This is a genomic window from Streptomyces sp. bgisy130 (assembly GCF_057708345.1).
The window spans coordinates 122978-136207 of record NZ_JBYISA010000001.1 but is presented as its reverse complement, the minus strand read 5'-3'; the positions used below and the strand labels follow the sequence as shown (position 1 = coordinate 136207).

Genomic DNA, 13230 nt, shown 5'->3' with positions numbered 1-13230 from the left:
ATCGGCGCCGAGGGACGCTCACTTCCTCCGAAAGACTGCATGCCAGATACCGAACCGAACGCACTTGACGACCTGAATTGGCACACGGCTGGACTAGATGTCCGGCTGGACGGCTTCGAGGCGGCGGATGAGCAGACCGCCAATGAGTATCGCCGCCAGATCGGCCTGGACGAGCCCTCGCTCGTCCCGCTCGCCGAGCACCACACCGTCGATGGCGTCCACAGCTTCTACGTCCTGCGCGACTCCTCGGCCACCTATGGCTTCCCCGGCATACCCCAGTACGCCGCTCTCTACCTGCAACGGGACCTAGTGTCACGAACGTTCCGCTTCGAGCAAGCCCGGCTGCCTCTCCCCGCGATGGTCCAGTCCTGGCTGATCCACCGAGGCTGTCCGCCGCAGTCCATCGTATTCAGCGCTGAGCCGGGCCGCCCGACCTCCGCGGACGTCGCAACACGGGTCCTGGAACGGCGGCTCATGGGGGACGGAGACCACTTTGCGCTCGGGTACTCCTATACCCGAGACGATCCAAATGACCCGGTCGTCGTGGCGGCGCTGCGTGCGCTCGATGGCCGCGCCTCCTCCCCCTTCCGCGTCGTGGTCCGGGAAACCGATCCCTACGCGTGGACGTACACCCTGCGCGAAGGCGGCTTCGCCACGGTCCACGAAGCCCTCCAGTGGTGCGACGACCGGCTCCAAGGACAGGCCGGACCGCTCCCCCCTGTCTCAGCACCGGCGTCGCCCAACCGCCCGACTCTCGCGCCGAAGGCACCTGCACCGCGCCCGCCGGGCCGATCGCGCTGAGCATCAAGCCCACCGTGCGCGGCGAAACATCGACGACAAGCGCCGCTCAGCCAAGCCGGCGATTCTCCGGCTCCCCCCGCCCAAGCCGCACACACGCCACCGCTAACCCGAACCGAAGCACCTCGAAGGCGAGTGGAAGCTCCCCCGCGAAATCCACACCGAGTTCATGCTCGTGCAGTTACAGCCCAAGGGCAGGCGATTCCTGCCCACCACGGGTACGACGCTCGTCCGGCGTCTAAGCAGCCCCGCCCAGCCTCCGCCACCTCTCCGCCGCCACGCATGCCCCTGCCTCAGACGCGTGCGCTAATCAACCGACGCGCCCCCTGACCGAGCCCGGCACTGCACCAGCTCAAGTAACACGCACCGCACAAGACGTCGTGCACGACAACGCCCACACCAAGCCTTCCCGACCCCCTCAGCCCCAGGGAGCCCATGCCCCTTCACCGCGCAGACCTGTCCTCCTTCGCCTCCACCCTCGCCGCCCGTCTGCCCGGCACCTGGACCAGCGAATATCGCCAGCACGCCGCCTACCGCGACCAGTTCCCCCTCCAGGAAGAGCTCTGGGACAACGGCCTCGCCAGCTGGGCATTCTCCGAGTTCGTCCTCCGCCACCACGCGCAGCTCGACGGCCCCGCCGGACAGCGGCTCTGCGTCATCGACCGCCCCCAGCACCGCCACCAGTTCCTCGTCGCGCCCCTCCGACCCGACGGCCTCAAGCCACACCACTTCGACGGTGTGATCGAGCCCAACGGCATCAAGGTCTCTGGCGACCCGCTGCGGGCTGCCGCCGCGGTCACCCGACGCCTCTTGCCCCACTACAGGTGGGCGCTGATCGACGTACACCGCAACGCCCTGGTACAGCCCAAACCGCCCCTGCTTCACGTCCCACCCGAGGCCAGCCAGGTCATCACGCTGGTCTGGCATGAAGACGGAGTGCTGGGCACTCCCTATGCCAGCGTGCCCGAGGAGGCACGGGAGCACCTGTACGCGCACGGCTTCCAGTACCACCCGCACCGAGCGGCCTTCCTTCTGCCCACCGCGTACGGCGAGGCAGAGCGCGCACTTCGCATCCAGGCGGTAGCCCACCAGCTCGCGAAGCAGGGCATCGGCGTGAATCTCCGCCATGCGACACCACCCTCAACCAAGTCCCACCAGCGCCGCCGACGACCGCTCCCGCCACCACGCCAGGCAAGCCCCGAACTTCCGCACGTCGCTGACACCGACCGACCGCTCTCCGGAGACCGATCTGCCCACCCCCCGCATCACGATCGTCATCGCGACCCGCCTGCACGACGACCGTCTCGACTACCTGACCGCCATGCATACCAGCCTCACCCGGCAGACCGTGTCGTGGGAAGCCGTGATCGCTATCGACGGCGCGGACCCCGCCCGTCTTCCGGCCCCGCTGGCCGGGGACCGGCGCATCCGTACCCTGGCGCTGCCTCGCCCGGTCGGCGCCGCCTGCGCCCGCAATCTCGCTCTCAATGAGGTCCGCACCCCATATGTGAACTGGGCGGACGACGATGACGAGTTCACCAACGATGCCATGGCGAGGCGGCTCAACGTCCTCGAATCAACCGGAGTGGGCTGGTGCGCAGGATGGAGCGAGGACCGTCACCCCGACGGCTCGACCGCCCTGTGGCGCTGTCCCACCCCGCCCGGCCTGCACGAGGCCGGTGATGTGTGGGCGTACTGGAAGTGCCCGTCAGACACCATTCCGCTTGGCCCCACCACAATCCTGGCTCGCACCGAACTGGTGAGGGCGGCGCCAATGGGCGGCCTCGTCCAAGGCGAGGACTACATGGCGGCGATCGGCGTCACCAGCCTCGCCCCGGGGATCCTGCTGCCCGTCCCGGTCTACCGCTACCGCAAGCACCCAGGCCAGATGACGAAACAGACCACATACGACCAGCTGGAAGCCGCGGCCCGCGAGCACGCCTGGAACTACGGCCGCAGCCTGCGCGCCGCCCTCCGTCCCGGGGAGGCCCTCACCCGTGGCTGACGCACAGATCATCCTCACCCACAGCCTTCACACCGGTCTCGTCGCCATCGCCACCGGCGAGAAGTACTCCTGGGCGCAAACCGCCCTGAAAGAGCACGGGTTCCAGAGGGGCGAAGCCGGTGAGTACCGCCTGCCGAGGACTTCCCACGCCACGATGGCCGGACTGACCCTGCGCGCCGAGCGTCACCGCGCCACCATCAGCGTCAGCAGCCGGCCATTCATCGGCGACATGGCCAGCGGCATCGCCCCCCTGCTGCCCGGCCAGTGGAATACACAGGTCGACATCTACTCCCATCCCCTGTGGCAAGAGGACCTCGTCCCGTGGCTGTGGGACAGCGGCGAACTCGGCCGCGCCGTGTGCGCCAAGCGCGTCCCCTACGCGGCCACCCTCACCAACACCGAGACAGGCACCACCCTCCTGCTCGCCGAGCGCCCCGGGCACCCACGCGACTATCTGATCGGGGCCTTCGCGCCCATGCCCGTCGAAGTGGGCTTCGCGGATCCGCACGCCCCGCGCAGCATCGTCCTGCCGCCCTCCCCCGGTCTCGCGGCACGAGCGATCACCGATCGATACCTTCCGGCCTACGACCGCGCCGTCCATGCCCACTGCACAGACGCCGTCGCCGCGGCGCTCGCCCGCCTCCGCAGCGAACACAGCACCTGGACGACCATGGTCGCCTCCGGCCGGTACAGCGACGCCACCCCGCTCGATTTCGATGCCCTTGGAACCTCAACCGAGGAATTCCTGGACAACTCCTGGCGCGACTTCCTCACCGTGCTCGACCACGCTCCTCCGCTACTGACCCGGTGCCGTCCCACCACCACCCAGTGGCCCGAGGACGCCACCGCCCTCGCACGCCTGGCCGGAACCCTGGCCGACGCCCAAGCCGTCCACGAAGAACTGGCCGCCGGCATCCCGTTCACCCGCGAAGAGCACGTCACACGAACCTGGACTCCCATCGAGACCTGGCTCACCCACGGCGAAGCGTTCCTCCGCCAGGCACGCACCTGCGCCCCGCAGGTGCGCAACAGCCTCGCCGCCGCGTCTCCACCTCGCGCGCTCCCGCCGGGCACCCCCGCACCCCGCCGCTGAGCACCACGCCCGTACGTCCCCCCCCAGGGCGTCATTGGCCACTACCGCTGGCGCACCGCCGATGGGGCGGCGCCCAGCCCTCCGCGCAGGCGCTGTACCCCTCCCACCCGGTAGCCGCCCATCGGTGCCCGCGCCCAGCCACGACAGAAAGCTCCGCACCTTGGATCCATCCGCCCACTTCGCCTTCGATACACATCCGGAGCACGGCTTCGTCGCCACCGCCACCGCGGCCATGCCCGCGCATCTGGCCCACTGGTACCTCACTCGGGAGACGTTCGAGCCCGTACCCGGCTCACCGGGCCTCTTCCGACTCACCGAGCCCGAGCGCGACGGCCCGCGCCGCACCCGGCAAGCCGTCCACGACCTGCGCCGCCACGGATACGACGCGCAAACCGACGTCGCTCTCGATCCGGCTGCCTCGGCCAGCCCGTCTCGTCCCATCCAGTCCAACAGCCTGTCGGAGCGGCGCAGCCGGATCGCACAGGCCGCCGCTGGCCAGTCGCCTCAGTACGGCATGACACCAACGGCTGCACTGCCACCCGCACGGTCAGCCCTGCCGGAGCCCGGCTACGCGCCCACCGCCCCTTCCCCCGGCCGGTCGCGATGATGGCCACGCGCCATCCGATGCGCATCACCCACGGCGGGGCGCCCAGGCCATCGGCGCAGGCGGAGGCGATGCGATGGCCCTCTGGCTCACCGAGGCCGAGCAACTGATCGAACTCGCTCAGGCTGTCCCCACTCGCTAGACCACCGCTGCACGGCCGGCCACGTCAACCGCCGTTCTCGTCCCGCCGGCGGCAGTGACGAGCACAGCCCGGTACCGCTGACGCCGACCACCAGGAGCAACCGATCCCCACATCCCCCACGCCCTCGACCGCCGAACTTCGCGCCTCTGCCCGTGACTTCCGGCTGCGGATGGCCGTCATCGACCGCGAGGTGGAGATCGCTCTCGACACCACCCGCGACCGCCACGGTCGGACCGTCCACCATCACACCGCCACGGCAGCCCGCGCACGCCGGAACCACGCAGCCGTCGAGGCGTACGCCATGGATCTTGCCCCGCGCGCCGGTGAGCTGCTGACCGCCGCCCACCGCGCTCTCGACGAGCTTCCTCCCGCCCGGCACACCTCCGGGTGGCGAAGCGTCCTCGACAGCCTCGCCGCGTCCCACGCCGAGATCATGCGCGTCCTTGATGCGCCCCCCACTCCTGGCTCGGACGCGGAGCGCGAGCAGCACGCAAGCTTGTGGCCGCATCTCGCCGCCTGGGCCGATTACGGCTCCATCGCCGCCGACCTCACCGCCCAGCATCACCAGCCCGCGCCCGAACTGGCCGACGAGGAACGGCAGATGTGGACCGAAAGGGCCCAGGCTGCACAGAGGCGTGGTGAGCTGGAGCTGATGGAGTCGTGGTACGCCGCCGACGGCCGACGGATCACTCTCGCCTATCTGGTCGAGGACGACACCTCCACCACGATTGCTCTGGCCGGTGACCCGGACGGGCCGGAGTGTCAGGTGATCGGGCACTACGACAACGAGTACGCAGCCGGGCAGGCGCTACCGCGCCCCGCTCCCCCTGGGGTACTGCGGCCGGACGTCTCGCGCTTCAACCGCCCGGAGCCCGTGCCCGAGGTGTCCTTGCAGGAACTGCGCCGGGACGTCGTCGAGGCCCGCACCGCTGCGGACGTCTCCGAAGCTCTGCTCGCCACCACCCAGCGCGGCTACGACGCGGGCCCGCTGGTCCGCCTCCAGGAACTCCTGAAAACGGCAGGCCAGTTCGCCTTTGCTCTGGAGAGTGTGCAGGGCCGCCAAGTCGCTGCCCGGCTCCACGCGCTCGGCCGACAGGTCGAATTCCTCGCCCGCGAAGTCCACGAGGCAGCCGATGACCTCGGCGAGACCATCGCCGTCCTGCCGCCCCATCGCACCCCCGCACCGCGGATTCGCCCGCGACCCGCCCTGGACACCACACCGCCCGCACCACCGCCGCGCACCACAGCAACCGCACGCCACCGCTAGAGCACCGTCCCGCCCCGGTCGACGCACCGACGCGGACACGCCTGAGCAGGCACCCCAACTTCCCGTCTCTTGCACGTCTTCAAGGAGATTCACCTATGGCCGTCCGAACGCATTGGATCACCGAACACTCCTGTGGCCACTCGGTCACCCACGACCTGTCCGACCGCCCCGCCGACCGGCGGGCCGGCTTCGCCCGCTGGCTCTCGGGGAGAGACTGCACCGACTGCTGGAAGGCGGCGCGTGACGCCGACACCGCGTCCAAGGAGCAGTGGCTCGCCGCCAAGCGCGCCGAGGAGCAGCAGGCCGCCGCCGAATGGGCCGAGAAGTTCGACATGCCGCCGCTGGAGGGCCCGGACAAGGCCCTCGACTGGGGGCAACGCTCCCGTCACCAGCTGATGGCCGCCGCGCACACCGCGTTGGCCATCGAGGGCGCCTGGGACGAGGCGGACTGGGCGGAGCTGGAGGAGAAAGCCCGCTCGATAACCCGGGCTGGCTGGTGGATCGACCAGCGTGACGCGGACGGCTCCGACCTGCTCGAACTCCTCGACGCGGCCAACGAGGCAGACCGCGGCACGGAGAACCCGTTCCGCTAACCGGGCGCAACATAGACGACGATCGCCGGTTAGCCAAACCGGCGATCCTCCGGACCATTGATCCTTCCACCGCCGCTCCTATCCGCGTGGAAGGACTTGCATGACATCGCCCTTCTGGACGCCCCCGCCCACACCGGCGTTCGCGCCAACGCCCGACCCACTCACACCCGCCCGGGACATCACCCACGCCCACTTCGAACCCGGAGACCAGGTCGTCATCCTCAAGGGCGTTGCCGGCGGGGAACTGTGGGGAGATGCACTGCACGTCGTTGCCCCCTCCTGGCACACGCCCACCGACGAGGACGGATGGCGACTGCGCGACGCCACCGGAGGCGCGCAGACATACATCACAGGCCACCCCCGGTACCTGGTACATCTCTCGCGCCGCTGCCCGGACTGCCTGATCCACCTGCGCGCCATGGAAGACCACCTTCTGCCGAAGCACGCCGAGCACGACGCGCTGATCGACTGCGGCTGGTACACCACCACCGCCCTTGGCCAGCTGGTGCACATCGCCGACGCCCGGAACTGCCGGTGACCCTCCCCGTACGCCGTCCGGGCCGAGCCCGCGCCCTCCTCGACACGGAAGCCCGAGCCACCTCGCATCCCGCCGACATGTCCTGGCCGATCCGCCTGGCAGGGGATCTGCGCGAACTCGACGCCGACTGGCGCGAATCGGCCGAGGTATGCGCGAATGCCGCGTGGGCGGCGCGCTCCGCGGGGCACAGCGTTCTGGGCCTGCTGAGCCCGGAGCAGGTCGCCGCCGCCGGCGTCGATCCGGTCACCAGTCGCACGTTCCGGCATCTGTACCTGAGCGCCCTTCGGTTCGATTTCCGCTGCCCCACCCTCCAAGCGGTCGTCGAACAGCTCCCGAGCGCGCTCGGGTCACTGGATTGCTACAGCCGCGCCCTGTACGCCTTCGCCCTGCTGGGCCAGTCCCGCCCCGAGGGCCTGGCATTGATGGACGAGGTACTCGCGGAGGCAGGGGAGCACACCAAGACGCTGCACGTTCTGCTGCACGGTCTCTGGCTGGGCCAGGACTTGGAGCAAGGCGCGGAGCGGCTCCTGGCTCTCAGCTCCCGACCGGGCTTCGACGCTGACAGAGACTCGATCATGCTCTTCCGCGTGGCCGGCGCCCAGCGTCGGCTAGGCCGATACGACGAAGGGCTCGCTGCCATCGACCGGGCGCTGGACCTTCTCCCGCCGGGTGACATCACCGTGCACGCCGACCTGGTGCGCGAGCGCTCCCTGATCGCAGCCGCACGCGACCTGCCCCGCCCCAGTCCCAAGGAAGGAACAGCAGCGTGATCACCCGCGTCAACGACCGCTCCCACACCCCGCACGGCCCGCTCAGTGGGGCGCTGGGATACGCGGTACCCATCGTGGGCGTTCTGACCGAGCACGCCGTCGTCGCATATTGGCCGGGGCTGGACTCCTACCTCCTGGACAACGAACAGGCCACGTGGACAGCCAAACAGTGGGCCGAACACCTCGAAGACCCACTCCTGGAGCATCCGTTCACCGCCAGCCCCAAGGGCGACCGGCGGGCGATTTTCCACCTCGATGCGCGGCTCCACCCCGACGACCGGGAGCTGTCCCGTGCGGAGTGGGCTGAGGCAGCCCACCGTCTCGCCCGGGCCGCCGGCATCGAAACGCCGGGCGACACGAACGGCTGCCACTGGGTTGCCGTCCAGGGCAAACACGGACGCCTCGATCTGATCGCCAACCTCATTCGCCTCGACGGCACTTGGCAGCGCCAGCCAGCCGACATCCTGCGACGACTCTCCGGCGAGTCCCGTCTCATCGAAGGGGACCTGCGCCTCACTCCCCTAGGGACCGCAACCCCACAGCAGGGCAGCACCCAGGATGCACCGACCGCGTCAACGCAGTTCGCCAGAATTCTCGCCCAGCTCGCCAACGAACAGGACGGCCCGCTGGTCGCTGTGCGCGGCCTCGTCGAGCACACCGCACACCGCTTCGCCGAGCACCCCGGTGCCGCCGGCGCCGACACCGCGCACCGCCTGGAGCTGATCGCTCAGCGCCTCTACGGCATCCAGCAGGACCTCCAAGCCACCGCCACCCGCCTGAACGCCCCATCCCCGCCGCGCGCAGCCGTTCCGGCACCGCCTGCAGCCAAAGCGGCCACACGCCAATCACGTTAGGAGAACCGTTTGCCCCGTGCCGACCGCTATCTGAGCATCCGACGCGATCCGCAGTCCGATGAAGTCCTCGCCCGCGGCGGCGCCCCGGAGGCCCACAGCCTCCTCCAGCGCACCGGCTTCGTCCCCGTCGTACGAGCCCACGAGACATACCACCGCGCTCCCACTGACCTCTCTGCCCACGACGAGGCTCGCCTCGCCACCGAAGGGGTCGCCCGCCTTCGATCCGCCGGCTACCACGTCGACTGCGACAAGGACTTCGACACCGACGCCCGCCCGGTGCACTATCTGCCGCTCGGGGCTTCGGTGGCCCACCTCGCCGAGCGCATCCGCGAAGCCACCACGACCGACGAAGTGGCTGACGTCCTCACGGAGCTGACCGCCCCTCACGACGGCGTCCTCGCCGCCCTCGACGACGTGCTCGCCACACTCGCTGAGTTCCACGAGGGCCTGGGCGACGCGGCCGACCCGCACGTCGCCCGACGCCTGCGCTACCTGGCCGACGCGCGCCTGGGCGTCATCACGAGCGATCTCTCCTACACCCGTAACTCCCTCGCCGACCGCCACGCCCCGCACCCTGGCCGCAGCATCTGCACCGAGCAGGTCCCGGCGGACGAGCGCGAGCGCTCCGCCGGGTGCGCCTGCCCGCCCCTGCCGCACACGGTTCCGGCACCCCCTCCCCCGCCCGTGGCCGCCGCAATGCGCCGCTGACCCACCCGCCCAAGGACACCATGCACGACCACGAACACTCCGAGCGTCTCGCCTCGTACGCCGACGTCCTCGCCAGCGAACTCCCTGACGGCTGGACCAGCACCTACATCCCGCCCGAGCACAAGGGCGACCTCACCGAACTGGGGGACCGGATCTGGGACCTGGACCTCGTCGCCGAGTCCCTCGCCCATCACCCGCTCCAGCAGGCTGCCGTCCTGACCCGATCGGACGGTGCCCGGCTCGCCGTTCTCCACCGTCACGACGAGCGCGACGGCTTCCTCATCGCCGCCGTCGCCCCCCGCGACCTGCCCGACGAGGCATACCGCGATATCCACGAGCCGAACGGCATCGCGTTGACCGACGACCCCTTCCTGGGGGCCGAGCAGGTCGCCGGTGACCTGCTGGCCCGCTACGACATCGCGCTAACGCAGGCCCGGCACAACGCTGCCCAAGGAGTGCAGCCGTCACTGGCGGACCGGGTCGTCCTGACCTGGCAGCACGACGGCGGCCTCGCCGCCTCCCCTATCTGTGAGAAGGCCGGCTCTGTCCTGGCCGCCAACGGCTTCGTCCGTGACAGCGCCGGTGTGTACCGCCTCAACGGCGACGACACCCTTGCCCAGGCGCGCGCTGTGCGCGAGACCGGTCGGCAACTCGACGCTCTCGGCATCGACACCGCCCTTCAGCATCCCTCGGGCCGGATCGCACCCGCCGCCACACCTGCCGTTGCTCGACCTGCCCCTGCTGCCCGCATCTCAACGACCAGGACTCGATGAATCACGATCTGAACTGGGGACCTCATGGGTAGTAGGGCCGACGAGTGCGGCACCGACGTCGAGATATACCGCAAGCCCCTTACTGACACGATCCACGCCGACACTCCCAGCGGCGCCCCCGAGCGGCTCCTCGACCTGCTCGACCAGCTTGGCCTGGAACGCCGGGAAGTTCTTACCGCCGGACCCGTCTACATCTGGCACGAGGTTCCCGAGCACCTTCATGGGGACGAGCAGAAACGTCTGGCGAGCCGCGCGATCCCCGCGCTCCTGGTGGCCGGATACAAGGTCAACTGCGCCCCCGGTGTCTTCGACGGGGCCGCCTACCAGCAGGCCGTGCAGGAGATCCGTTCCCGTCGAGCCCGACCGGCTTCGACGCGCCCGGCTCCTGCCGTCCCCTCCTCGCGCCCCGAGCCGTCCCGGCGTATCCCGTGGGGCCGCCAGTGCCTGCACCGCACAACCGACCGGAGAGTTCCGTAACACCCCGCACACCCCCACCGATCACCCACCACCTCAAGCCCAGACTCGCGACCGCACTGTTCCGCCGATACCTGCACGCCTGCGTCGTCCGGGACCGCGGCATCCCGCTCGCCACTGGCCGGTCCGACGGTGCCCTGGGGGAATCCCGCCGCCTCGGACACCGCACCTGACCCCCTTGCCCCTGCGCTCCGGGAGGACCATGCCCGACCCCACCCCCTACGCCGCCACCCTCGCCGAGGACATCGCACATGGAATCGACCAGATGGCCGAGCACCTCGCCCAGGCCCCACCTCGCAAGGCAGCCAAGATCCTGGGAAAGCTCCTCGACGCCCACGAAGGCGTCCTGGGGCGGATGACCCGACTAGTGGCCATCGGCTCCCAGATCGCCCAGCACCGCGCCCAGGACGGCACCCTCCCGCCAGAGGTCGCCCTCGCCCTGGGCCGGGCTGCCAACGAACTCAACGACATTGCGCTCGACCTCGACGAGCACGCCGACGACATCCGCCGCCTCGCCAACCCGCCGACCGCCGCACACCCCGCAGTGGCCAAGCCGGTGGCCTCCGACATGGTCGTCAGGCGGCACCGGTGAAGAAGCACAAGCAGCCGGCTGGCGGCCCGGGTGAGCAGGCCCAGCAGCACTACCTGGTCGAGCCGCGGTACCTGGCCGGCGGCGGCGACGTACGGCATGTCAGCGAATTTCTGCGAGCCTCGGGCTGGAAAGACCGGTCCAAAAGCGGCGGCCCGCTGACCTTCGACAGCCCCGACCGCACCATCCGCGTCGCCTACGACCCGTACATCCAGCCCGGCGGATGGATCATCCGCGCCGAAGCCACACGTGAGCAGCCGGCCTGGCACGTGACTTTGGGCCGTCAGACCCCGGTGGAGATCGTCGCCGGATTCACCGACGCCCTCACTCAGCCCCGCTCCGCCCACGCCCCCAACCCCTGGGCCCCGCTTCACCAGCACGGCTGGACAACCGAGCAGCGCCGACACCCCACGGCGACCAGCCCGGACGACAGCAGCTGGATGCAGTTCCACCAGACCGCCCCAGGCACGGCGTTCTGGTGGGCAGGGGCACGCACCGAACACGGCAGAGCGTGGGAGGCCCACCTGTCCCCCACCACTCCGATGCACCTCGTCCAGGCGCTCACCACAGCCCTGGCCGACCCGCAGCCGGTTATGCGGCCCCGCGGGACCGTTCCGCCCTCCACCCGCGTCCGCACCACCTCCGTCTCCGTGCTGCCCTCCCAGCTCAGCGCGTGGCAGCAGACCCGAATCACCGCCGCCCGCGCCGCCGCCTGGGCCCGTAACTCCTGGGCCACCGCCCAACCCCGCAACCGCACCGCCCGGCCCCACGCGGCGGCCGGAAGCGCCCGCGCCACCCGCTGAACCGCCCCGCATCCACGAGGAGATCCATGCCCGCACCCACTCCGGACGACGTCCGCTGCGCCGCCGAAACCCTCTCCCACCTCACCGAGCACCTGCGCGAGGACCCCGACCTCGACGAGGCAATCGCCCTGATGGAACCCCTGCTCGACGAGTACACCGGGCTGCCCATGCAGATCGGCGACCTCCTGCGCGCCCTTGCCCGCGCGGCACTCGCGCACCCGGGCATCCCGAACCGCACGGCCGTGTACGCCCTGGTCGATGACCTGCGGACCGCCGCGTGGGAGCAGACAGACCAGCACACCCTCCAGTACACCCTCGACAAGCTGCGCGCCCTTGCCCGAAGTGCGCCTTCCACCACGGCGGGGTCCTAGCGGTGCCGGTCAGCTCACAGCAACTCGTCGCGTTCGCCTCCTCCTACGCCTGGCGAACCCCCTTCGACATCACTCCCCGCTACCTCGCCGGCCCCGGCGACGCCCGCCACGTCACCCACGGTCTCGCCGCGGCCGGATGGACCCGCACGTCGGACCCCCTCAGCCCAGAAATCGCCCTGGCGAGCCCGGACAAGCGCTACCGCCTGCAATTCAACCCGCAGTCCGCCACCTCCGCCTGGTGGCGGCTGCGGGCCGAGCCCATCTACACCAAGTCGTGGAGCGCCGAATTCGGCGAACTCGTACCCGCCGAGATCCTCAGCGCATTTACCGACGCCCTGATCGCTCCGCCACCCGCCGAACAGGTCAACCCCTTCAAGGCGTTGGAGTCGTCCGGCTGGGTGATCGACGCGCAGGACGCCGCCAGCTCACCCGACGCCATGTGTCACGTGGAACTGCAGACCGACCGCAGCAACGGCAGCATGGCGCACTGGCAGGTGGAGACGACGGAGCCGGCCCCCGGCATGCTGGGGGCCCGGATCTGGCACGCCTCGTTCGACCTGTACACACCCGCCCACCTCGTGGATGCCTTCATCACTGCGCTCGCCGACCCAGCCCCGCTCCAGCGCGGCAGGTACGAACGCACCGCGCACCACAGCGTCGTGCCGAAGCCGAGCCGCCCGCTCACCCCGGAGCAGGTCCTCGACGCGCACATCACCCGCCTCGAGGCCCTCCGCACGCAGGCAAGCGCCACCCGCCTCCGGCAGGAACCGGCCGCCACCACGGCTCCAGCCACGCCCACGAGCGCAACCGCACCTCTGCGGCGCTGACCAACCGACCGCCACCGGCCC

The 13230-nt window shown here is 70.3% G+C and carries 17 protein-coding genes; 16 read left to right on the top strand and 1 reads right to left on the bottom strand.

Translation table 11 applies throughout. The features are described 5' to 3' along the window. Positions 1 to 39 precede the first annotated feature (39 nt). Positions 40 to 801 carry a hypothetical protein gene (locus AC3EUV_RS00615; protein ID WP_432141066.1) on the top strand — a complete coding sequence of 254 codons (762 nt, stop codon included), beginning with the start codon at positions 40 to 42 and terminating at the stop codon, positions 799 to 801. A gap of 303 nt (positions 802 to 1104) precedes the next feature. On the opposite strand, the gene AC3EUV_RS00610 is transcribed toward AC3EUV_RS00615, so the two are convergent. Then, positions 1105 to 1926: a hypothetical protein gene (locus AC3EUV_RS00610; RefSeq protein ID WP_435601886.1), complete on the bottom strand. Its 822-nt coding sequence runs from the start codon at positions 1924 to 1926 to the stop codon at positions 1105 to 1107. A gap of 142 nt (positions 1927 to 2068) precedes the next feature. Here AC3EUV_RS00610 and AC3EUV_RS00605 point away from each other — a divergent pair, with 142 nt between their 5' ends. The 15 genes from AC3EUV_RS00605 to AC3EUV_RS00535 all read left to right on the top strand — a co-directional run bounded on the left by AC3EUV_RS00605 (position 2069) and on the right by AC3EUV_RS00535 (position 13209). Continuing rightward, positions 2069 to 2803 (top strand): glycosyltransferase family 2 protein, encoded by a 735-nt coding sequence (locus AC3EUV_RS00605; protein ID WP_432141200.1) that lies wholly within the window; start codon positions 2069 to 2071, stop codon positions 2801 to 2803. Beyond that, positions 2796 to 3896 carry a hypothetical protein gene (locus tag AC3EUV_RS00600; protein ID WP_432141064.1) on the top strand — a complete coding sequence of 367 codons (1101 nt, stop codon included), beginning with the start codon at positions 2796 to 2798 and terminating at the stop codon, positions 3894 to 3896. Before AC3EUV_RS00605 ends, AC3EUV_RS00600 begins: the two co-directional genes overlap by 8 nt. Positions 3897 to 4056: 160 nt before the next feature. Continuing rightward, the gene (locus AC3EUV_RS00595; RefSeq protein WP_432141063.1) at positions 4057 to 4503 is read left to right on the top strand and encodes a hypothetical protein; all 447 of its coding nucleotides are present in this window, start codon (positions 4057 to 4059) and stop codon (positions 4501 to 4503) included. A 308-nt stretch (positions 4504 to 4811) separates the two neighbouring features. After that, on the top strand, positions 4812 to 5909 hold the full coding sequence (locus AC3EUV_RS00590; RefSeq protein WP_435601885.1) for a hypothetical protein: 1098 nt from the start codon (positions 4812 to 4814) through the stop codon (positions 5907 to 5909). Positions 5910 to 6004: 95 nt separating this feature from the next. Further along, complete coding sequence (locus tag AC3EUV_RS00585) at positions 6005 to 6502, top strand: hypothetical protein (RefSeq protein ID WP_432141061.1); 498 nt, start codon at positions 6005 to 6007, stop codon at positions 6500 to 6502. Positions 6503 to 6602: 100 nt separating this feature from the next. Then, positions 6603 to 7040 (top strand): hypothetical protein, encoded by a 438-nt coding sequence (locus AC3EUV_RS00580; RefSeq protein WP_432141060.1) that lies wholly within the window; start codon positions 6603 to 6605, stop codon positions 7038 to 7040. Between the two features lie 77 nt (positions 7041 to 7117). Continuing rightward, complete coding sequence (locus tag AC3EUV_RS00575) at positions 7118 to 7810, top strand: hypothetical protein (protein WP_432141059.1); 693 nt, start codon at positions 7118 to 7120, stop codon at positions 7808 to 7810. Beyond that, a complete protein-coding gene (locus AC3EUV_RS00570; protein WP_432141058.1) occupies positions 7807 to 8664 on the top strand; it encodes a relaxase/mobilization nuclease in 858 nt (285 codons plus the stop codon). Before AC3EUV_RS00575 ends, AC3EUV_RS00570 begins: the two co-directional genes overlap by 4 nt. A gap of 9 nt (positions 8665 to 8673) precedes the next feature. Beyond that, a complete protein-coding gene (locus tag AC3EUV_RS00565; RefSeq protein ID WP_432141057.1) occupies positions 8674 to 9372 on the top strand; it encodes a hypothetical protein in 699 nt (232 codons plus the stop codon). Positions 9373 to 9392: 20 nt separating this feature from the next. Next, on the top strand, positions 9393 to 10145 hold the full coding sequence (locus AC3EUV_RS00560) for a hypothetical protein (RefSeq protein WP_432141056.1): 753 nt from the start codon (positions 9393 to 9395) through the stop codon (positions 10143 to 10145). A gap of 24 nt (positions 10146 to 10169) precedes the next feature. Next, positions 10170 to 10622, top strand: a complete 453-nt coding sequence (locus AC3EUV_RS00555) for a hypothetical protein (RefSeq protein WP_432141055.1) — start codon at positions 10170 to 10172, stop codon at positions 10620 to 10622. Positions 10623 to 10821: 199 nt separating this feature from the next. Continuing rightward, positions 10822 to 11211 (top strand): hypothetical protein, encoded by a 390-nt coding sequence (locus tag AC3EUV_RS00550; protein WP_432141054.1) that lies wholly within the window; start codon positions 10822 to 10824, stop codon positions 11209 to 11211. After that, positions 11208 to 12011 carry an SPDY domain-containing protein gene (locus AC3EUV_RS00545; protein WP_432141053.1) on the top strand — a complete coding sequence of 268 codons (804 nt, stop codon included), beginning with the start codon at positions 11208 to 11210 and terminating at the stop codon, positions 12009 to 12011. The genes AC3EUV_RS00550 and AC3EUV_RS00545 overlap by 4 nt, the downstream gene beginning before the upstream one ends. A gap of 26 nt (positions 12012 to 12037) precedes the next feature. After that, positions 12038 to 12382, top strand: a complete 345-nt coding sequence (locus tag AC3EUV_RS00540) for a hypothetical protein (protein WP_432141052.1) — start codon at positions 12038 to 12040, stop codon at positions 12380 to 12382. Between the two features lie 2 nt (positions 12383 to 12384). Further along, positions 12385 to 13209 carry an SPDY domain-containing protein gene (locus tag AC3EUV_RS00535; protein WP_432141051.1) on the top strand — a complete coding sequence of 275 codons (825 nt, stop codon included), beginning with the start codon at positions 12385 to 12387 and terminating at the stop codon, positions 13207 to 13209. Positions 13210 to 13230: the final 21 nt, after the last annotated feature.

Excerpts from the sequence above, each read along its gene's own strand:
- AC3EUV_RS00610 (WP_435601886.1), bottom strand. The coding sequence starts at position 1,926 with ATGGCGGAGATTCACGCCGATGCCCTGCTTCGCGAGCTGGTGGGCTAC.
- AC3EUV_RS00550 (WP_432141054.1), top strand. The coding sequence starts at position 10,822 with ATGCCCGACCCCACCCCCTACGCCGCCACCCTCGCCGAGGACATCGCA.
- AC3EUV_RS00585 (WP_432141061.1), top strand. The coding sequence starts at position 6,005 with ATGGCCGTCCGAACGCATTGGATCACCGAACACTCCTGTGGCCACTCG.
- AC3EUV_RS00575 (WP_432141059.1), top strand. The coding sequence starts at position 7,118 with ATGTCCTGGCCGATCCGCCTGGCAGGGGATCTGCGCGAACTCGACGCC.
- AC3EUV_RS00580 (WP_432141060.1), top strand. The coding sequence starts at position 6,603 with ATGACATCGCCCTTCTGGACGCCCCCGCCCACACCGGCGTTCGCGCCA.
- AC3EUV_RS00555 (WP_432141055.1), top strand. The coding sequence starts at position 10,170 with ATGGGTAGTAGGGCCGACGAGTGCGGCACCGACGTCGAGATATACCGC.
- AC3EUV_RS00540 (WP_432141052.1), top strand. The coding sequence starts at position 12,038 with ATGCCCGCACCCACTCCGGACGACGTCCGCTGCGCCGCCGAAACCCTC.
- AC3EUV_RS00615 (WP_432141066.1), top strand. The coding sequence starts at position 40 with ATGCCAGATACCGAACCGAACGCACTTGACGACCTGAATTGGCACACG.
- AC3EUV_RS00590 (WP_435601885.1), top strand. The coding sequence starts at position 4,812 with ATGGCCGTCATCGACCGCGAGGTGGAGATCGCTCTCGACACCACCCGC.
- AC3EUV_RS00560 (WP_432141056.1), top strand. The coding sequence starts at position 9,393 with ATGCACGACCACGAACACTCCGAGCGTCTCGCCTCGTACGCCGACGTC.